Origin of the sequence: 'Nostoc azollae' 0708, assembly GCF_000196515.1 — a bacterium.
Taxonomy (GTDB): domain Bacteria; phylum Cyanobacteriota; class Cyanobacteriia; order Cyanobacteriales; family Nostocaceae; genus Trichormus_B; species Trichormus_B azollae.
The window spans coordinates 460883-481421 of the sequence record NC_014248.1; the positions used below are offsets into that span (position 1 = coordinate 460883).

The following is a 20539-nucleotide window of genomic DNA, read 5'->3' on the forward strand; positions in this document are numbered from 1 at the left end:
ATATCATCAGCCCTCCCTACCTTTCTCGTTCCTTAGTATATATGTACTACATTTACATGCGTTCGCCCTAATTATTACAGTCTTTCGAGTTAGCAGCTTTAGATCAATTTTTCCATTTGCGTCCCTATGAAGCACCAGAGGAACGTATTACTATCATCGCAATTGATGAAACCTCTTTGTATCAAGCAGGTTCTTGGCCAATTTCTGATCAAAAAGCTCAGGTGTTGTCCAAATTAAACAGCTATAAACCCCGTGCAATAGGCTTAGATATCTATAGAGATTTGCCTGTACAGCCTGGTCATGATAAACTGGTGGCGACTTATAAGGCAATGCCAAACTTGATTGGTATCGAACTACTGGCACATAAAATAGATAGTAAAGTTTCACCTGCACCAGAGTTAAAACAGCACGGACAAGTGGCTTTTAATAATGTGTTATATGACCATGATGGCAAGGTGCGCTGCAGTTTACTATACTGGCACGCAAATGATCAAGTTTATGAAAGTTCTGCTTTGAGGCTGGCTTTATTATATCTTAATTCTGAGGGAATCACACCGAAAAAATCTGCTAGCAATCCTGAATATTTACAGTTAGGTAAGGCTGTATTTCCTCGGTTTCAGAGTAATAATGGTGCTTATATTGGGGCTCATGGGAGAGGCTATCAAATTGTATCTAATTTTCCTAAACCCCGTTGTCAAAATTCATCTAGGGAATCTTATAGTTATCATCAGGTATCTTTGGGAGCTATATTAGCTGACAAAGTTCCAGAGGATTTAATTCCCGATCACATCGTACTTATCGGTTCTACAGCACCTATCCTCCAGGATTTTCTATTTATTCCCTACTCCAGTCCTTTGATGCGAATGAGTGAAGCAAAACCTATAGCTGGAGTTCAACTACAAGCTTATTTTATTCATGAATTAATTTCTGCTGCTCTACAAGGACGACCATTACTGAGAGTCTGTCCCGATTTCCTAGAAAGCCTGTGGATTTTTATTTGGTCTTTTATAGGAGCAGTAATTACATGGCAAATCAAACAGCCAAGAAAAAGTATATTCATATTTATACTGTTGGGTTTGGTGTTAAACATAAGTCTTTACATTGCTTTGTTAGCAGGATGGTGGATACCGATTATTCCTCCCGGGCTGACTTTTTGTAGTTCAGCTATTGCCATAACTTTTTACATCACTTATATACAATAAGAATTAAAACGTTCTAAAGAATTTCTGCATCAAGTTATCAATGCTATTCCTGATCCCATTTTTGTCAAAAACCAACAATATCAATAGATTCTTTTAAACGAGGCTTATTGTAAATTTAGTGGTTATTCCTATAATTTATTAATGGAAAAATCAGATTACGATCTTTTTCCTCAGCATGAAGCCAATATATTTCTTCAACAAGAAAATTTTGTTTTTCAGACTCAGCAACCCCAGGAACATGAAGAAGAATTTACTGACATTCATGGTAAAACTCATCTGATAGCTACTAAGCGAGCGCTCAACAAAGATGCTGCTGGTAATTTCTTTCTAGTTGGTGTTCTTAGAGATATCACTCAACGCAAACAAATCGAGGAATAACTAAAACAAATTGCTGATGATTTATTTCGTTCTAATTATGAATTAAAAATCCAAGAAAACTACTTGCGGCAATTAGCATACCATGACCCTCTGGCCGGTTTATCTAACCGCAAGTTTTTCACTGAACAACTATATGCATGTTTGAAATGGTCACAATCTAATAACTTTATGTTGGCATTATTATTTATAGATTTAGATGGTATTAAATGAGTGAATGATTCATTAGGTCATGAAATGGGCGATCATCTGCTGGTAATTATTGCTCAACGTCTAAGTAATACTTTGCGTATTGCTGATATAATTTATCGTTTCGGCGGTTAGGAATTTACGGGTATTTTACAGGCTATTTCTAATGTACAGATACTTGCAACGGTACCCGAAAAACTTCTAAGTGTAATAGCTGAGCCGATAATTTTGGATGGCCATGTTATTAGCGTTTCTGCCAGCATCGGTATTAGTATTTACCCTAACGATGCCGATAACAGTGAAACCTTGATTAAACAAGCGGACACAGCAATGTACCAGGCCAAACATCTGGGGAAAAATCGCTATGAGTTTTCGTCATAAGTTTTTGAGCTGATACGAAAAATTTTAGATTTTGGATTGAATTAAAATTCCAAATACTCGCAGCGTAAGTCCTAATATATTCCCCCAAACTATGGTGCGTCTGATAGTCAACATGGTAGCGGGACACGCTGATGATATAGTTTTGGATTTTAGATTTTGGATTGTGTGTATCAGCTTGCAATATTTAGTTAGATTGCCACCAATGATGATTTTGGATAGTTGTGTGGACTTGCCACTCAGGAGCTAGTTGGGGATAATCTAAACGGTAGTGTCCCCCCCTGCTTTCAGTTCTAAAAGCAGCACTTTTGAGAATTAAATAAGCTACATCTAATAAATTGTGGGTTTCTGCCCAAAGTCGCAATTGCTGATCAATATTCGGTAAATTGAAACTTGCTGGTTCTTGAGGACGTAAACGTTGTAAAAATTTACTTAAAGGTAAATTAGCGAAATCTTGTTGCCAAGATTCTATAGTAGCGATCGCATTTTCCAAACTTGATTGTTCTCGACAAATACCAGCAGTTTGCCAGACTAAACGGGGTAACTTTTTCCTGATTGCTTCTAGTTGTAATTGTTGATTTTCCCAATCACTAACGGATAACTCAAAAGATAAAGGATTTGGGGAAGATGGAGATTCTGTAGTTTGTCCCTTTCTCAGCATTTCATCCTGGAAATGAGCCATCTGCGCCCCAAAGACTATACATTCCAATAGAGAATTACTGGCGAGGCGATTAGCGCCATGAACTCCCGTACTGGCAGTTTCTCCCACAGCGTATAAACCAGGGATATTGGTACGATTGTGCAAATCTGTGAAAATACCACCCATCCAATAGTGAGCAGCCGGACCTACAGGAATCGGTTCATTGAAGACATCAATACCCCAATGCTGACAAACATTAATAATGTTAGGAAACCGATGGCGAATTTTATCAGCAGGGATAGGACGCATATCTAACCAGACATGGGCAGTGGCAAGATCAACGGCTGTATCTTGTAAATGACTAAAAATAGCTCTACTGACCACATCTCGCGGTGCAAGTTCCCCATCTGGATGATAGTCAAAAGCAAAACGTCGTCCTTCGTTATCAACAAGGTGCGCTCCTTCACCGCGTACAGCTTCGCTGATCAGAAAGCGTCCTGGTTTTGTCAAGGCTGTAGGATGAAATTGGACAAATTCTAAATCGCGGAGGATAGCCCCAGCCCGCCAAGCTATAGCTACGCCATCACCTGTACTTACAGCCGGATTAGTAGTTTGGGCAAATACTTGACCTCCACCACCTGTTGCCAAAACTACAGCGTCAGCCTTTACCCATGTAACCTTACCTTGATAAAACAGGCTAATTCCTTGACAAAGATTGGTTTCTGGTTCTATCCATAAGGATAAAGCTAAAGCTTGCTGAATAACTTGGATATTGGGACGAAGCAAGACTTGAGCCGCGAGAGTTGTGGTTACTTCTCTACCTGTGGTATCGGCGGCGTGAAGAACACGATGACGGGAATGAGCAGCTTCCAAGGTTAAAGCCAAGGTGTTACCATGACGGTCAAAGGCTACCCCTAAGTTAACTAAGGACTGAATACAAATAGGGGCTTTTTCAGCTAAAAATTTTACCGCTTTGACATCACACAAACCCGCTCCGGCTTTTAATGTATCTGCAATATGCAGCTTGGGTGAATCCTCTGGAGAAACAGCAGCAGCAATACCACCTTGCGCCCAATCACTGGCAGATAAAGTTATAGTGTCTTTAGTAATTAAGCCTACTCGTAAGGATTCTGGTAGACATAGTGCTGTGTATAGTCCAGCAGCGCCAGCGCCGACTATTAAAACATCAAATTGCCTGGGAATATCTAATAAATTCAAAATTCAAAATTACTGGTAATGGGTAATGGGTAATTGGTAATTGGTAATTGGTAATTGGTAATTGGTAATTAACTTTTCACTAATCACCAATTACCTATTACCTATTACCTATTACCAACCAAAGTTATCTGTAGATACCGTTATTAATACGATCATCTCCTTCATTGAAGTTCGGCTCGTATTCTGTGACGGCGAAGTTACCTAAGTTGGCTTGTAAGGTTTGTTTTTGGCGATCGCTTAATCCTGGTAGATTTAATACATCTTCTACACTCTTATAAGGAGCATTTGTGATGATTTTCTTAGCCAAGGTGGGATAAAGCCCTGGATACTGCTGAAAAGCAGCAATGTTGGTATTATTCAAATCAATTTTTTTACCAAATTCAGTTCCTAACTTGGCATCTGCCTTATTTTGACGTGCAATTGCTAAAACTGGAACTTGACGCAAAGCAATTTTGCTAAAACTGATAGCTTGGGCTGTTTGGGTTGTTCCCAGCCATCCCCAACAGCCTAGCAACAAACTAAACACTGTTAATAAACGTACTAATCCTTTCACGATTTTTCTACCTCTTTCCATCAAACAAAAATCAAACCTTTCAACTAAACGCCGTCAACTGTGGGCTGAAGTGAGAAGTATGGAGTATTGATTCAACCCCCGTGATAACTTTGGGGGGTGATGGGGTACTTTTTCCTCTGACTTCATGCTTGGGCTGATAGCTGATAGCTGAATCAACACACAGCAGTCATCAGAAACTAATATACAGCTTAGTGAACTACCGAAACTAAGCTGCATTTGAAGTTGCAACTTCTAGTACGATTGGCTATTACCACGTTAGAGATATTTTGGAAATTTTACTTTGTAAAAATTTATTTCCAAATATAGTATTGAGCTTTTTTGAAGTTGATTGTTAGTAGCTGAGAACTTTAAGTAAGAATGGCAGCTATTAAGAACAAACTGTCTACTAAAATTGTACTCAAAACTGCTCCACCAAAGGCGTACCAATGTTTTTGCTTTTTACCCAAAGATACCAGCCCGACGGTCAATAGTGCTAAGGCCAGAATGATTGCCCAAACTTCTCCCCAAGGAGTTTGCACTTGTGCTAAAGCATTTCTTAAGATTCCTGAAGCTCCATCGGCATCTGTTCTCATAATTTCCCGCCAATAGGGCATTAAATCTACTACATAAAAATATATATCTGTTAAAACTGTGCCGAATAAAGAACCCAGATAAAACCAGTTACCGACTTTGCCCCAATTTCGGCACAAACACCAGATAGCAAAGGGTAGTCCAAGAGATTCTATGGGTAAGTGCCATAAGGGTTCCCAACGTAACCAACCCCAATAAATTGCCCCTGTGAACCAACTCCAGCTAAATCCTAAGAGTAAATCTCCCCAGAGATAGGTGTGAGGACGTGACATTAATGTCAAACTCAGCCAAATCCAGAATCCTGTGATTACTAAACTGAGAGTAGGTAGTGATCGCACTAGTGGCGCTTCTATAAATACTGGTACGGTTACTAAAAAAATCGCTGCGACAAATACTAACCAAGTTTGCCTCCAAGTTATTCCACTGGGAAGGAAGGGTGATAACGAAAGGGTGGACTCCAATTCTTTAATACCTCTATGCCTAGTTTCAGTAATATGCAAATTATTATCAATAGATGAGTTTTCAACAGTGTAAGCAGACAATGTATTATTAATCAATGTTTTTAATATTTGTTACTAAACTTTACTTATCTACAGTACCACACTCTAAAATCCCCCCAGGGGGCATTCTGATTATACTGCAAATTTAACGAAAAATTTTCGATAGAGACAGGGGATGAGGGAGATGAGGAGAATTAAGATACTCCCTTCCCACTAAAAGAATAAGGTCATAGTAATAGCCCACATTCAGCACTTCATCTTGTAGTCCATGTATAGGTGTAAAAAAAAACCAAAGAGCTACGTAGTAAGTAAGGATTCAGGTCTAAGGGAGAGGGATTAAAGAAGGTGTATGGAAAGCAGAGTGAACCATGGCTTTCATAGGTTGGTCAAAAAACTCAACTAGAGAAAGTGCTTGACGACGACAAGTTTGTATAACCGTCAATAAATTGGCAGGATGTTCGAATAGCTCCAGAGAAAGAGAACCACCACAGACTTTTCGTTGTGTCAGTGCTAAACCTAACCTTGGTTCAGCTAAATTATGATCAAGGTCTATTGCCTAAGGAAGGTAAGAGTTTACCAGGTTCCCCTAGGGCTTGATCAATGAATGAATGGAAGATTCAACTTTTGGTTGGAACTAGGATGGCCAAGTCAAGAATTCATGAAGGTTTTGGGTTTGTTGGAATAAAGGGTAGTTTTTAAAACCTTCATCTATGAGGTCCATGAATTTTGTGCCAATTTCTTGGTGATTGAAGCCAGGAATCTTGATTAGTGTCTTGAAGTGACGGGGTAGGGTAGATGTGCCTGACATTTCTGTTGAGCTGTAACCGGATAACCGTTATAGGCAGTAAAGTCATCAGAACTGATTACACCAGAGTAACTTGAAGCCACAATGGATTCTAATTCGCCAGGACAAGGAGTATCAGACCCATGAAATCAAGGGAAGTCACTATTGGCAAAAATCCATAACCATTGTTTCACCCCTTTAACTACCCAGAGTGTTTCATCCCCAAGGATATGAGGCTGGGTTTGTTTTATCCACTGTTTGAGGCTATGAATACTTTGAGCCACTGGACCATCTATTCCTTCATTGGTAGCTACTAATATTCCCACTCCAACTTCTATTTGACCCAGTTCCCACAACAACAAGTGTTGTGTGATTCCTATATCTTGTCCCGGTACTATATCTGGTGACTAGTGTGCCCTTTGTGTTTCCCGACACACACTGGAAATCTACGTATATCTTTCATATTCTACTATTTGGATTGGCCTGTCCACCAACTCCCCTACTTGTTGTGTTTGGATTTTTATTGGTTCGCCAAACAATTCCCCCTGACCTCACCATCCACACACTTGCCGTCCCACTATCTCAAATCTATACACTTGCCGTCCCACTATCTCAAATCTATTCTATCTACTCCACCAAACACCTTTCTCCTTTTTCCCCTATGCCCTGGTTGTCCTCCTGGTTTCCGTTTTGGTGTCTGGTTCTCTTCTGGTTTCTCTTGTTGTTTGTTCTCGGTTTTTTTGAGGATGTCTCCCAAGGGTGCTTTGGATAATCTTATGGTCTCTAAATCTCTACTGACTTTGAGTTTCTCTATTTCTTTTTCCAGTTCTACTACTCTATTTCTTAGGTTCTCTATACTTTTCCCCTGGTCAATAATGATTTCTACCAGTTGCTCTGTTCCCAACTGCTTCAATATCTCTCTGTCTAGTTTTAGTCCCAGCCTCTTTTCCATAAGTGCTATATTCTGACTCACCTATCACACTTATCAATACCCCACCACCTCAATCCTTACCGTAGTAAACACATAATTTAAATAGTAAGAAAATAGACAATACAATAAAAATTGGCAACAACTTAGAACTCGTAAGTATTGACAATAAATTCAGGAGAGAACATGAGAAAATGAATGTTAATGAGCCTAAACTAAGTAAAAACCCCCAAAAATATGAATTACCAAAAAGAAGAGTTTGAGAGTAAGAACTTGGATAACTTGGGAATAATAGCAGGAATAAGAGGCTATTGATAAAGTAAATGTAAAGGGGAGTAGAAAAGGAATGTTGGAAGGATAGGATACATAAAATGTAGTGTATTTACATAGCTACTGATGGAACGAAAGTCTTACCCCACAGACTTAACTGATATGGACTGGGAAATCCTGGCCCCATTGATTCCACCAGCCAAAGAAGGAGGGCATCCACCCACAACAGATATGGGTGAAATATGTAATTCCATCTATTATCATTTGAAAACTGGATGTCAATGGAATATGCTTCCAGGTGACTTCCCGCCAAGGTCAACGGTATATAGCTATTACAGTAAATGGCAGGGCCAGGGGGTTTGGGAAAAATTCAACCATACATTGGGTGGTCAAGTTCGCTCGAAATTAGGTAAATCAACACAACCTACCGCGCTCGCTGCAGACAGTCAGTCGGTCAACACTGACCAAAAAAAGGGGATGTGTATGGTTTTGACGGATGTAAAAAGGTAAAAGGAAGAAAGGGGCAAACTTTAGTTGATAGCCTGGGACTTGTGTTGAAAGTTGTTGTTAGTGAAGCGAATGCCCCAGAACGAATACTTGCTGCCTATGCACTAATGGAACTGCTAGAGGAACCCACAGAGTTATTGGAAAAAGTCCAAGTTTTATGGGTTGATTCCGGTTATGACAGTGATAAATTTGCACTTGCAGTTTGGTTCCTGATTCAAGCTCATGTTGAAGTCATAGGACCTACTGAGCAAGAATTTAAAGTTTTACCACAACCCTGGGTAGTAGAAAGAACATTTGGGTAGTTTAACCAATATCATCGTCTAAGCAAGGATTATGAGCGTTTAACACAAATGAGGTAAGGGGCTATATATGCTCTTATGACTAGAATTATGCTACTTCCTCTTGTCTCCTCAACATTTACTTTATAAATCATCTCTAATAGATGAGATAGGAATTGTAGAAAAAATTAATGAGATATTCTGAATAGATAGTAGAGAGAAAGTGAATACAGGAGAAATAGTCAAAGCAATCATTATGGACTAGGTTTTCTATGGAGACCATTATATTTATTTCCTCAACTTTTTGAGGAAAAAACCATATAACATTGATTAGGAGTGGGAATTGAAGGCGAAGATTTAAATGATGATAGAATAGGGAGAGTAATGGATAAGCTATACAAATATTATGGATTAACTAAATTATTCCTAATAATTGCCTTATACTAATTCTCTATGAGGCTGCACAGAATAAAGCTTGGTGAAACAGAGCTTCAAGGATGAAATCATAACTGGTCAAAGAGGAGATGATCTCAGAAGATAATTGAGCTAATTCATGTTGAACTTGCTGACGCAATTGGTCGAGATGTGAGGAACTTTCACCTTTGAACTGACGTTTAATAAACTGCCATAATCGCTTGATGGGGTTAAGTTGAGGAGAGTGAGATGGTTGAAAAATGGGAATAATATTTTCAGGGCAAGACAGTGCCAAAGCTTGGTGTGCAGAAGCTTGATCCATCTGCATTAATGCCATATCAGAACCTAATTCTTGAGATAGGACATCCAAGAATTTCTGAAAATTTTCACTGTTTAGATGAGGATATTCCTGACAAAAATGCCATCCAGAGGTGGGTTCAACAACTCCATAAAGCCAAAATGCTTTTCGTGGCCACTGCACCCTCACTACAGGTTTAACACCACGAGCCGTAATCACTCACTCCTCCAGTTTCGGTCTTCAAACCTAATCTGGTTTCATCCTGGCACAGGTAACTCAGTCGTTTTCCCCCACCCAATAGTTTCTCTAAAGCTACCAAGGCAAGGGGGATGTTTTCTTAAAAAGGTTTATAGCTTGCTCATCTTGTGATGAGCTGATGGGTCGAGGTACTTTCAATTTTGCCCCTAGTTTGTAGGGCACTAAACTGTAAACTGTCTTGTATTTGACTTGGACGTGCCATTCTTGCTCTAGCCATTCCACAATTTGCCTATAACTGCTAAACCCTTGGGGGGATTCTAACTTTGATATTAGTTGTGATAGCATTTCACCTTGTATTAAAGGAGTTGCCCCAGGCGCAGTTTTTACCTCTCAAAGAGAAGATAGTCCTCCTTTTCCATACCTTTGTAACCATCCTGTTATTGTTGACCCATCTCTGCCCAATCTTCGGCTACTTCTTGATGCTGGGTTACTTGTTCTGTTTTTATCCACCACAGCATTTGTAAACGTTCTTTGTCTAATGCTGTCCGCGCATTTTTCAGGCTTTTTGACAAATACTCAGCACTTTCTTGAACTTCTAGATTGAAAGGGCGTGCCATTGCTTCCTCATGAGTCTTTATCTTCCATGTTCTTTATTCTACAGTTCTATCTACACTCATTTAGACTTGGTATTAGAAGTGGTAAAAAAACATGGAGTAGCAATCAAATATTCCCATTTAGCTTCAACCTCATTGCATTTGCATGGAGAGTATAGTAATTGCCTAAGTAATCTAGGACAATAATTATTGGATCTTTCAGAGCCTGTGGGTTCGGCGGGTTCCCCGACTTGTTAGGGAAGCTCCTCTGAAAGAGGCAGCAACTGGCATATGTTTTCAAGGGATTCATTTTCTGATTACACAAGGAGTTCACAGGATTCTGAACTTGACAGAGGAACGTTGTCGAATTTTGCAATTCCTACCTACAGCTTGTCAAAAGTATTATTTATTTGCTTAGTTTTCAAATCTCTAATTCACTATCGCATAGTCTTGTATTTTCATAAGTGATTGAACAATTTAAATTAAACATTGTTGTCTGACTGGCTTTTTGATTGTGTAAGAAAAGCTGGAACTTTGATGTGCATAATTTCTATTTTCATGGCTACTGGATCTTTAAAAACTCTAGTTCTGAATTGCCTCTACAATGTAGTTTATTTATGCTACTTATTTAAGTGCGGAATGTGGGTTACTAAGGTAGAGGGATAATGCTTCTGCGTAAGGTGGAATCCCACAATCGTAATTTAATACTGGCGAGGGACTACGTACATCACCAAAATTAATTATTCATTTAGCTAAAAAATAGAAATCCCTGTAATCTCGTCCTATTCCCTGTTCCCTTCCCGAAATGTGCAATTTATTGTGCACGAGGACTTATTACTGCACACTTCTTCCTGTGAATCTTGCCCGGAAAATCTGATGATGAAAACGGATCAGGTTGGATAATTTGCTAAAATTACGCATCCATTTTGGGAGTCTGGTTGATGGCGACAATCTTAGAAGTAAGTAGTATAGGTTTACTATGTTGGCCACTTTTGGCTGTGGCAGAAAACACGGAAAAAATCACCCCTGAATGGTTACAGGCACTGATTTTGGGTATTGTTCAAGGTATTACAGAGTTTTTACCCATTAGCAGTACAGCACATCTGTTAATTGTGACCAAGATATTTGCTTGGAAGGAATTAGGTTATAAAGACTTTGTTGATGCCATTCAATTTGGCAGTGTGATTGCTATTGTGTTGTATTTTTGGTCGCTGATTTCTAGTATTCTTAAAGGTGGAATTGCTGCATTAAAGGATAGAGATTGGGAACGTGAAGAATGGAAGATTATTGTAGGTATTGCTGTAGGCACAATGCCAGCATTAATTTTTGGCTTTCTGTTAAAAGATATTTTACCTGAAAGTGCATTAATTATTGCTATCATGTCAGTATTAATGGCACTGTTACTAGGTTTGGCAGAAAAAATTGGCACTCGCAAGCGAGGTTTGGATTCTTTACAGATTCGAGATGGTATATTAGTAGGATTGGGACAAACTCTAGCTTTGATTCCTGGGGTTTCTCGTTCTGGGTCAACTTTGACAACTGCCTTATTTTTAGGATTAGAACGTGATACAGCCGCTAAGTTTTCATTTTTGTTAGGCTTTCCCACTCTGACGATAGCTACCTTGTATAAAAGCCTGAAAATATTCAAGCTATTTCAGGAACAACAGTTACCAGGTAATATTGTTTTTCTGTTAATTGTTGGTATTATTTCAACTTTTATTTTTTCCTACCTATCAATCGCTTTTTTGATTCGGTACTTACAAACAAAAAATACCTTTGTTTTTGTCTGGTATAGATTGGCTTTTGGCAGTGCCATTTTATTAGCGATAACAGCCGGTTGGCAAGGATAATTATTGAAGGGTTTAGGGTGTGGGGGAGAAAGAAGAAAGATAAATATCCCCAATGCCCAATGCCCAATGCCCAATGCCCAATGTTGAGTTCTCCATGATTACTATTAGTCCTGCAAAAATTTCCAAGGTGCTACCTGAGTCCATAGCTGCTGAAATTGGCTTTGATGTGGGTGATGCAATTGTTGCTATTAATGGGATAAAACCCCGTGATTTAATTGATTACCAGTTTTTATGTGCGGATGAAGTTTTAAAATTAGAAATTTTAGATGCTGGAGGTAAAACTCATCATATTGAAATTGAAAAAGATTATGATGACGACTTGGGGCTAGAATTTCAAACGGCTTTATTTGATAGTTTAATTCAGTGTAATAACCGTTGTCCCTTTTGCTTTATTGATCAACAACCACCAGGTAAGCGTTCTAGCTTGTATTTGAAAGACGATGATTACCGTCTGAGTTTTTTATATGGTTCTTATTTAACTCTGACTAATTTATCAGATAAAGAATGGCAACGGATTGAACAAATGCGTTTATCTCCCTTGTATGTTTCTGTTCATGCAACAGAACCAGAAGTGAGAACTAGACTATTAAAAAATAACCGTGCTGGGAAAATTATAGAACAACTAAAATGGTTTCAAAAAAGACGTTTACAAATTCATGCTCAAGTTGTAGTGTGTCCAGGTATAAATGATGGTGAACATTTGGAGAAAACATTACGAGATTTAATATCTTTTCATACTGGGGAAATACCTACGGTAGCATCAGTGGCAGTCGTTCCAGTTGGTTTAACGCGATTTCGTCCCCAAGAAGATGAACTCATACCTGTAACCCCAGGAAAAGCCAGAGAAGTAATTACTCAAGTGAAATCACTATCTCAGGAATTCGGTCAAAAATACCGTTCTAGTGTGGCTTGGTTAGCTGATGAGTGGTTTTTAATCGCTGGTGAAGAATTACCCAGCGAAGTTGAATATGAGGACTATCCACAAATTGATAATGGTGTTGGTTCTATTCGGTTATTTATTAAGCAATTTACCTATGCTGCCCAAGAATTACTACCGCCCAAAATTGCTGAACCGAGAAAATTAACTTGGGTTGTAGGTAATGCTGTTGAACAAGCCTTCCAACCAATTCTTCAACAGTTAAATGCTGTGGAAGGATTAGAGGTGAATATGCATGCTTTATGTAGCGATTATTGGGGGCAAAATATCAGCGTTACGGGATTATTGACCGGACATGATTTAATATTCCACTTAAAAGGACAAGATTTAGGTGAGGGTATTTTGTTGCCTATTGTCATCCTTAAACATGGGGAGTTAATATTTTTAGATGATATGACTGTTGAGGAAGTATCTCTTCAATTAAATACCAAATTATTCCCCGTTGGAGGAGTTGAAGATTTAATCAACAGTTGTTGTCAGTAGTCATCCGACTTTGGATTGACCCCACGGATAAATCTGGGGGCTTGTACCATCAAGTAATTATCTGCATTAAATTACCAATTACCAATGAGTAAAAATATTAAATTCCCCTTAAAAAAAGTGGGGTTATTTTGTTTGAACTTAAATTTATTAATTTTTAATTTTTGGGTAAGATTACCTCTAAATGCAGCAACACAAACAGGGGAGTTAAACATCATTAACAGCCAGGAAGATGCCAAGCAATTGATAGATATTACTAACACTAATTCTATGCTAGCCGAAAAACCAACTCAATAGCTCAAGGTTGGGAAAAAACCCAATTCTCGGAAACCAAAAACCCAATCTCGACGGTTTAATGCTGGCAAGAAAGCTAATCCTGGTAAAGCAAAAACCCAAATTCGACGGGTAACTGTTCCGAAAACAACGCCTCAACTAAAACCCGTTACTAAAGTCACGCCTCCAAATTTCCAAGAGGATATTGATCAACTAGAAGCAGGAGTGCGTTTGGATGTCACACCTAATTCTAATCAACCAATTAGTAAGTAGTAAAGATGCGATCACACTGCAACAAGAGTTAGAAAGTTTGATTGTTAGACTAGAAAGCGCCAATTTAGCTGCATCTGTTCACACCACCATTGTGAACGTGAATAAACCTCAATCATTAAAGGCAGAAACTCCCAAGTTAATCTCTACTGAAACCACAGACTTAAGTTTAGAGGAAACTTGAGCCCAAGCAAGGGAAGTTGCCAAAAATATACCTGTTTTGATTTCCCAAAAAAAACTATGCCTTGGTACGTCAACAGTGCTTAAAGTCAAAAACAACCTTATGGCAACAATTTCCTGTAAATCAACGAATAGCTCAACCAGCAATTCGCTCTGTTTGGTTAGATCGGGGGACAATTGTTAAGGCTGGTAATGAAGCGGAACTACCAAAGATTTTTGATCGCTTGACGCAAGCGGGAATTAATACTGTATTTTTTAAAACCGTTAATACTAATTATACTATTTATCCCAGTCAGGTTGGACCCCAACAAAACCCCTTGATTAAAGACTGGGATCCACTAGCAGCAGCAGTGAAATTAGCCCATGAACTACGAATGGAGTTACACGCTTGGGTGTGGACTTTTGCGGCTGGTAATCGCCGTCACAATGAACTTATTGGTATTGGTGCTGATTATCCAGGGCCTGTGCTGGCAGCTAATCCCGATTGGGCAAATTATGATCAGCGTGGGCAAATGATTCCTGTTAGTCCAACAAAGCCTTTTTTAGACCCGGCTAGGAAGTACGTCAGTATTTATTAAAGCTATACGCGGAAATTTTCACTCGCTATCAAGTTGATGGTCTGCACTTAGACTATATTCGCTATCCCTTCCAAGACCCTTTTTCTGGTCGAACTTATGGTTATGGTAAAGCTGTCAGGGAAAAGTGTCACCAACAAACTGGTGTGGATCCAGTAAAAATTTCGCCCACTCAGCGGGAGTTGTGGCAAAAGTGGACAGCATTCGGCAGTGGACAGCATTCCGCAGTGAATAAGTTGACACTTTTGTGGGTCAAGTTGCACAGATGTTGCGACAAAAGCGGTCTTATTTAATTTTATCGGTGGCTGTGTTTCCGTTAGGGGAATACGAGCGAGTACAAAAGATTCAACAGGATTGGGAAGTTTGGGCTAGACGAGGAGATATAGATTTAGTTGTGCCGATGACTGATGCTTTGGATACTCCCCGTTTCCAACCATTGGCAGAACCTTGGACTCATTCTACTAAATTAGGTTCTACTTTATTGGTTCCTGGGATTCGTCTGCTTTCTTTACCAAGTCTGGGAACATTTGACCAGTTACAACTGCTGAGGGATTTACCTGTTAGTGGTTATGCTTTGTTTGCGGCTGAGAATTTTAATGAGAAGTTAGACGAAATATTGATTAGCACTCAAGGGAAGGTGCAAAATACAAAGCATGATCCTATTCCTAAAAGTCAGCCTTTTCAGACTGCAGCTTTTCGCTATGCTGCTTTACAAAAAGAATGGCAATTTCTGTGGGAAAAGAGTGAGCGAGCACCTAACCCTGTAACTACAAGTGATAATTTTAAGAACCAATACCAAGAATTACAAAATGCTTTAAATCAGTTGGCGATTTTACCTTCTGCTAGTAATTTGATTAGTGCTAAAGTATCTTTGACTCGTTTTCAGTCTCAGTTTAAAAGTTGGATGAGCGTACCAGTACAAGAAAATCCTTATCAAGTTAAAGTGTGGGAAAATCGTTTGATTACTATAGAAAGTTTATTGCGTTATGCTGAGAGAAGAGTGATTAATAAGGCCACTTTCAATTAGATAATAGGTAAGTAAGTGTTCAGCTAATGCCTAACGGCACGGTACGCGAACAGCCATCAGCAGTCAGCTTTGTGGGCTAACGCCAAAAATATCTATTTGATAATTAACCACTTTCTCAAACATTCTGACTCCTGACTCCTGAATTCTTACAATAACAGCTTGATTTTAAGGTGATAATGATAGACTTTTTTAGAAGGTCTAATCTTGTTGACCTACCTTATTTTCTAATGTTTGAGAATAGAGTATACTATGTAACATAAATACTTTTGTAAGTCTACCCAATATAATAATATTGTTTATTTCACACAACAGTATGAGAATCAGCAGATTTTAAGAAATATTTTTTGGTAGTGAATTTTAAATAAATTATGCAAGCATCACCTCACTATCTCGTACTACGAAATTTAGATGCAATTATTGACTCTTCACCCCTGACGGTTGGACCAGAAACGCTTGTATTAGATGCGATCGCTCTGATGGCAGAACGATGTCAAGATGTTTTGGTAAAGTCTGGCTCCCAGGTCATAGGATGCTTGACATCACAAGATATCATGCGACTTGTCGCTTTAGGAACAGAGTTGAGAACTACTAAGATTGCTGAAGTGATGCAAAGCTCAGTGATAAAACTGAAGGTAGCAGCAGGAGACGCTTTAAAACCCATAGTATCTCTGTTTTCTCAGACTCAGACGCAATTAATAGCTGTTATAGATGAGCAAGATCAAATGGTGGGAGTTATTACCCCTGAAAGTATCTGTCTGGCTTTGGGAGTAGTAGAAATGGTGGAAAATCAACTTCTGCAATCTCAGCAAATGTTGCAATTAATTATGGATACCATTCCACATGGTATTTTCTGGAAAGATATTCATTCTGTCTTTTTGGGTTGTAATCGCAACTTTGCAAAAATGGTAGGTTTTGAAAATCCAGAAGATATTGTGGGCAAGACTGATTTTGATTTAGTTGTCGATCCAGAACAAGCAGAATTTTATGATGCTACCTTGATGGAGGCTAATCAGCCTGAATATTATCAGATTATACCCAAACAGCAAGCAGATGGCAGTCAGATTTGGCTAGAAACTAATAAAGTCCCCTTACATAGTATAGGAGGGCAAGTGGTTGGTATGTTAGGGACAGTACAAGATGTTACTCAGAGGAAGGAAACACAAGAGGCTTTAGAAAAAAGTGAAGAATGGTTTCGGTTTCTTGCGGAATCTATTCCCCAGCAAGTATGGATTGCTGATGCTGATGGAAATCTTGTGTATATGAATCAGCGGGTTCTGGATGGTTTTGGCTCTACAAGAGAGCGAGTTCTGGGTGGGAAATGGACACAATGGGTACATCCTGATGATTTGCCCAATGTTGTCAATGTTTGGAATCAATCTTTAGCTACAGGCATAAATTACGAAGTAGAATTTCGCTTGTTTCAAAAACCTTCCGGAACCTATCACTGGCATATGGGACGAGCTTTAGCGTTGCGAGATCGCCAAGGCAAAATTGTCAACTGGTTTGGAACTAACACTGACATTCATGATCGCGTAACCGCAGAAATTGCTCTCCGAGAAAGTGAAGAATATTTCCGTTTATTAGTAGAAGGAGTTAAAGACTACGCTATTTATATGCTAGACCCTGAAGGCAGGGTAATGAGTTGGAATTCTGGTGCGGAATGTATGACCGGATATCAAGCAGCAGAAATTATAGGACGTGATTTCGCATGCTTTTTTCCACCTGAAGATATTGCCAATGCCATGCCCAAACAACAACTAGAAGCAGCAAGCGTGAATTCTAGGTGTGAATCTGAAAGTATTTTTGTTCGCAAAGATGGCTCTTACTTTTGGGCTAATTGTATTTTAACGGCATTGCATGATGATACTGGTGAACTCAGAGGTTTTTGTAAATTAACTCGTGATATTACTGAAAGGAAGTTAACAGAAAAGTCTTTGTTAAGACTACAAAAAGCTATAGAAAGTACCAGCGATGGTATTAGTATTGCAAATATTTCTGGACAGGTAATTTATGTCAATCCCGCCTTTACAGAAGTACTTGACTATACAGGTATTCAATTAAATACTTGTGGTGGCTTGGTGACTACTTTTAGGAATCCCAAAGTCTTTGAGACAGTATTGGCTACTGTCCACAGAGGAGAGTCTTGGCATGGTGAAGTCACTATGCAAGCTCAGAGTGGGGACTATGTGCAGGTTGATTTGCGGACTGATGCGATTAAGGATACAACTGGTAAGATTGTTTATTTGGTTAGTATCTATACTGATATTACTCAAAGAAGGTTTATTGAAGAAGGTTTAAGATTGCGAGATCGCGCGATCGCAGCTAGTAGTAATGGCATTATTATTGCTGATATTACCATCCCTGATGGCTCAATTACTTATGTCAATCCTGCTTTTGAGCGCATGACTGGTTATACAGCAGCGGAAGTGATGAGACAAAATTTTCGTTTGTTCCTTGGTGCTGATATCAATCAACCAGCTTTAGAACAAATGAAAATTGCTATGCAAACAGGACAAGACTGCAAAGTTATTTTACGGAACTATCGTAAAGACGGCAGCCTCTTCTGGCATGAGTTAAATATTTCTCCCGTATATGACACAGAAGCTTGTCTTACCCACTATATTGGAATTCAAACAGATATCACTCAACGTAAGCAGGCAGAAACAGCATTACTTGTCACTCAACAACGGCTACAATACTTACTTAGTGCTAGCCCAGCCGTAATCTATACCAGCGAAGCCATGAGAGATTATGGCACTGTTTTTATCAGTAATAATATCAAAGGTATGGTAGGCTATGAAGCACAGGAATTTGTCAAAGATTCTGGCTTTTGGTTTAGTCACATTCACCCAGAAGATGCATCAGATGTACTAGCTGAACTTTCACAAGTACAAGTATTTGATAAAAAACAATACAGTTTAGAATATCGGTTTTTACATGCAGACGGTACTTATCGCTGGATATACGATCAAGGTAAGGTAGTGTGGGATAAAGCTGGCAACCCACTTGAACTTGTTGGTTACTGGGCAGATATTACCAGCCGCAAACAATTAGAGCAAGAACTCAGAACAGCACTAGAGAAAGAAAAAGAACTCAACGAACTTAAATCTCGCTTTATTTCGATGACTTCCCACGAATTTCGCACCCCTTTAAGCACTATTCTGTCTTCTGCTGAGTTGCTAGAACACTACCATCAGCGATGGACAGAAGAAAAATTATTGATACATCTAAGACGAATTCAAACTGCTGTCCATAGGATGACAGAAATGCTAGATGATATCTTGGTAATTGGCAAGGCAGAAGCGGGAAAACTCGAATATAAGCCCTTATTCTTTGATTTGGTCGAATACTGCCGTCAATTAGTAGAAGAAGTACGGTTGAATTTAAAAAGTCAACACTTGATCTTCTTTACCAGTCAATGTAAATCTATATCCTGCTATATGGATGACAAATTACTGGGATATATTCTCAGTAATTTGCTATCAAATGCACTCAAATATTCTCCTGATGGTAGTTTAGTTAGATTTACACTCGCTTGTAAAAATGAACAAGCAGTATTGAAAATTCAAGATCAGGGAATTGGTATTCCTGAAGAAAACCAACCCCGTTTATTTGAATCTTTTTATCGTGCTAATAATGTCGGGAATATCTTAGGAACTGGATTAGGATTGGCAATTGTTAAAAAGTGTGTAGATATTCACAACGGTGAAATTTATTTCACTAGCCAACTAGGAATAGGTACACAGTTTACTGTTAAACTACCAGTAGAAAAATATATAAAATGAGGTTAATTATGCCCAAAATTTTAGTAATAGAAGATGAAGAATCAGTTCGGGAAAACCTGTTAGATTTGTTGCAAGCTGAAGACTTTAAAACGATCTCAGCAGATAATGGTCCAATTGGATTGGATTTAGCTATTTCCCAATTACCAGATTTAATTCTCTGTGACATGATGATGCCAGAATTAGACGGATATGGGGTATTAACTGCACTAAGACAAGAGCCATTAACTGCGACTATTCCCTTTATTTTTATAACTGCTAAATCTGCAAAATCTGATTTCCGACAAGGTATGGATTTGGGCGCAGATGATTATCTCACCAAGCCATTTACCCGTTCTGAATTATTAAGTGCAATTAAAAACAAATTAGAAAAATTTGCAAATTTAAAAAAACATTTATTAGTGCAGACCACTGTTCAGAAATTAACTCCGAGAATGCAGTTGTTAGAAAAAAGTCTATACCGAGTAATAAAAGAATATGATTTTAAGGGATTTGAGATTTATTATCAACCGATAATGGACATTAATACTGGTAAAATAACTTCTGCTGAGAGTTTATTGCGTTGGGATAGTGATGAATTAGGTCAAATTTCACCAAGTGAATTTATTCCCCTGGCAGAGTCAAATGGTTTAATTATTCCTATTGATAACTGGGTTTTGAAAAATGTCTGTAAAAAAATTAAAAATTGGTACGATGCAGGAATTAGTGGTTTTACTATTACTATAAATTTATCAGCAGTTGAATTTAATCAACCTGGTTTAATATCTAAGATTATTGGCTTAATAGACACTAATCAGTTAGATCCAAGTTCTCTAGAAATTGAATTAACTGAAAGTAAGATTATAGAAGATGTGCAGAGTGCAATCAATACCATGAATGAATTACGCTTACTGGGAATCAAAATAGCAATTGATGATTTTGGTACTGGGCAATCTTCTTTAAACTATCTCCAAAATTTTCCAGTTAACACAATCAAAATTGATCGTGATTTTATTCACGATATCAGCAATAATTACTCCAAATCAGTTATTACTAAATCCATGATCAAAATGGCTCAGGAACTAAATCTAAGAATAATTGCTGAAGGTGTAGAGACAGAAGCAGAATTGTTATTTTTAAAGCAAAATAGATGTGATGCTATTCAAGGTTTTTTATTCAGTCCAGCATTACCAGCAGTAGAATTCGAGAAACTTGTATTTGGTAAAAAAACATCATTTATGTAAATGTAATTATGAAAAATGCACAGGCA

At 38.5% G+C, this 20539-nt stretch carries 16 protein-coding genes and 3 pseudogenes; 10 read left to right on the plus strand and 9 right to left on the minus strand.

The window, feature by feature from the left end; genetic code table 11:
- Window positions 1–71 precede the first annotated feature (71 nt).
- Window positions 72–2147: pseudogene (locus AAZO_RS02145) on the plus strand (CHASE2 domain-containing protein); the annotation flags it as partial.
- A 184-nt stretch (window positions 2148–2331) separates the two neighbouring features.
- Here AAZO_RS02145 and nadB read toward each other — a convergent pair.
- From nadB to AAZO_RS02170, 6 genes are all read right to left on the minus strand, one after another.
- Window positions 2332–4002: an L-aspartate oxidase gene (gene nadB, locus AAZO_RS02150; RefSeq protein ID WP_013190007.1), complete on the minus strand. Its 1671-nt coding sequence runs from the start codon at window positions 4000–4002 to the stop codon at window positions 2332–2334.
- Between the two features lie 124 nt (window positions 4003–4126).
- Window positions 4127–4555, minus strand: a complete 429-nt coding sequence (gene psbU / locus AAZO_RS02155; protein ID WP_041642372.1) for a photosystem II complex extrinsic protein PsbU — start codon at window positions 4553–4555, stop codon at window positions 4127–4129.
- Window positions 4556–4923: 368 nt separating this feature from the next.
- Window positions 4924–5703 (minus strand): DUF3120 domain-containing protein, encoded by a 780-nt coding sequence (locus tag AAZO_RS02160; protein ID WP_013190009.1) that lies wholly within the window; start codon window positions 5701–5703, stop codon window positions 4924–4926.
- Between the two features lie 708 nt (window positions 5704–6411).
- Window positions 6412–6534, minus strand: coding sequence for a hypothetical protein (locus AAZO_RS40820; protein ID WP_266887753.1), 123 nt, complete (start codon window positions 6532–6534; stop codon window positions 6412–6414).
- A gap of 45 nt (window positions 6535–6579) precedes the next feature.
- Window positions 6580–6792, minus strand: a complete 213-nt coding sequence (locus AAZO_RS02165; RefSeq protein WP_041639271.1) for a hypothetical protein — start codon at window positions 6790–6792, stop codon at window positions 6580–6582.
- A 245-nt stretch (window positions 6793–7037) separates the two neighbouring features.
- The gene (locus tag AAZO_RS02170) at window positions 7038–7382 is read right to left on the minus strand and encodes a hypothetical protein (RefSeq protein WP_041639274.1); all 345 of its coding nucleotides are present in this window, start codon (window positions 7380–7382) and stop codon (window positions 7038–7040) included.
- Window positions 7383–7754: 372 nt separating this feature from the next.
- On the opposite strand from AAZO_RS02170, the gene AAZO_RS43210 reads away from it, so the two are divergent.
- The 3 genes and pseudogenes from AAZO_RS43210 to AAZO_RS43220 all read left to right on the plus strand — a co-directional run.
- Window positions 7755–8138, plus strand: coding sequence for an IS5 family transposase (locus tag AAZO_RS43210; protein ID WP_013190010.1), 384 nt, complete (start codon window positions 7755–7757; stop codon window positions 8136–8138).
- Window positions 8108–8437, plus strand: a complete 330-nt coding sequence (locus AAZO_RS43215; protein ID WP_041642380.1) for an IS5/IS1182 family transposase — start codon at window positions 8108–8110, stop codon at window positions 8435–8437. The genes AAZO_RS43210 and AAZO_RS43215 overlap by 31 nt, the downstream gene beginning before the upstream one ends.
- A gap of 100 nt (window positions 8438–8537) precedes the next feature.
- A pseudogene (locus tag AAZO_RS43220) lies at window positions 8538–8854 on the plus strand (DUF4277 domain-containing protein); the annotation flags it as partial.
- A 10-nt stretch (window positions 8855–8864) separates the two neighbouring features.
- Here AAZO_RS43220 and AAZO_RS02185 read toward each other — a convergent pair.
- The 3 genes from AAZO_RS02185 to AAZO_RS33165 form a co-directional block, all read right to left on the minus strand.
- On the minus strand, window positions 8865–9344 hold the full coding sequence (locus tag AAZO_RS02185) for a transposase (RefSeq protein ID WP_041639278.1): 480 nt from the start codon (window positions 9342–9344) through the stop codon (window positions 8865–8867).
- Between the two features lie 93 nt (window positions 9345–9437).
- Entirely contained in the window at window positions 9438–9668 is a 231-nt protein-coding gene (locus AAZO_RS43225; RefSeq protein WP_049790517.1) for a winged helix-turn-helix domain-containing protein, read from the minus strand.
- Window positions 9669–9760: 92 nt separating this feature from the next.
- Window positions 9761–9940, minus strand: coding sequence for a hypothetical protein (locus AAZO_RS33165; protein ID WP_144031227.1), 180 nt, complete (start codon window positions 9938–9940; stop codon window positions 9761–9763).
- Between the two features lie 917 nt (window positions 9941–10857).
- Here AAZO_RS33165 and AAZO_RS02195 point away from each other — a divergent pair.
- From AAZO_RS02195 to AAZO_RS02220, 6 genes and pseudogenes are all read left to right on the plus strand, one after another.
- Window positions 10858–11766 carry an undecaprenyl-diphosphate phosphatase gene (locus tag AAZO_RS02195; protein WP_013190012.1) on the plus strand — a complete coding sequence of 303 codons (909 nt, stop codon included), beginning with the start codon at window positions 10858–10860 and terminating at the stop codon, window positions 11764–11766.
- 94 nt (window positions 11767–11860) lie between these two features.
- Window positions 11861–13186 carry a TIGR03279 family radical SAM protein gene (locus tag AAZO_RS02200; RefSeq protein WP_013190013.1) on the plus strand — a complete coding sequence of 442 codons (1326 nt, stop codon included), beginning with the start codon at window positions 11861–11863 and terminating at the stop codon, window positions 13184–13186.
- Window positions 13187–13270: 84 nt separating this feature from the next.
- On the plus strand, window positions 13271–13480 hold the full coding sequence (locus AAZO_RS02205; RefSeq protein WP_013190014.1) for a hypothetical protein: 210 nt from the start codon (window positions 13271–13273) through the stop codon (window positions 13478–13480).
- A 105-nt stretch (window positions 13481–13585) separates the two neighbouring features.
- A pseudogene (locus AAZO_RS28365) lies at window positions 13586–15508 on the plus strand (glycoside hydrolase family 10-like protein); the annotation flags it as partial.
- 368 nt (window positions 15509–15876) lie between these two features.
- Entirely contained in the window at window positions 15877–19293 is a 3417-nt protein-coding gene (locus AAZO_RS02215) for a PAS domain S-box protein (RefSeq protein WP_013190015.1), read from the plus strand.
- An 8-nt stretch (window positions 19294–19301) separates the two neighbouring features.
- The gene (locus tag AAZO_RS02220; protein WP_013190016.1) at window positions 19302–20513 is read left to right on the plus strand and encodes an EAL domain-containing response regulator; all 1212 of its coding nucleotides are present in this window, start codon (window positions 19302–19304) and stop codon (window positions 20511–20513) included.
- Window positions 20514–20539: the final 26 nt, after the last annotated feature.

What these genes read in the sequence shown, in the direction of transcription:
- AAZO_RS02215 (WP_013190015.1), top strand. Translation starts at nt 15,877, where the DNA reads ATGCAAGCATCACCTCACTATCTCGTACTACGAAATTTAGATGCAATT.
- AAZO_RS43210 (WP_013190010.1), top strand. Translation starts at nt 7,755, where the DNA reads ATGGAACGAAAGTCTTACCCCACAGACTTAACTGATATGGACTGGGAA.
- AAZO_RS02205 (WP_013190014.1), top strand. Translation starts at nt 13,271, where the DNA reads ATGAGTAAAAATATTAAATTCCCCTTAAAAAAAGTGGGGTTATTTTGT.
- AAZO_RS02200 (WP_013190013.1), top strand. Translation starts at nt 11,861, where the DNA reads ATGATTACTATTAGTCCTGCAAAAATTTCCAAGGTGCTACCTGAGTCC.
- AAZO_RS33165 (WP_144031227.1), bottom strand. Translation starts at nt 9,940, where the DNA reads ATGGCACGCCCTTTCAATCTAGAAGTTCAAGAAAGTGCTGAGTATTTG.
- AAZO_RS02170 (WP_041639274.1), bottom strand. Translation starts at nt 7,382, where the DNA reads ATGGAAAAGAGGCTGGGACTAAAACTAGACAGAGAGATATTGAAGCAG.
- AAZO_RS43225 (WP_049790517.1), bottom strand. Translation starts at nt 9,668, where the DNA reads ATGCTATCACAACTAATATCAAAGTTAGAATCCCCCCAAGGGTTTAGC.
- AAZO_RS02220 (WP_013190016.1), top strand. Translation starts at nt 19,302, where the DNA reads ATGCCCAAAATTTTAGTAATAGAAGATGAAGAATCAGTTCGGGAAAAC.
- AAZO_RS02195 (WP_013190012.1), top strand. Translation starts at nt 10,858, where the DNA reads ATGGCGACAATCTTAGAAGTAAGTAGTATAGGTTTACTATGTTGGCCA.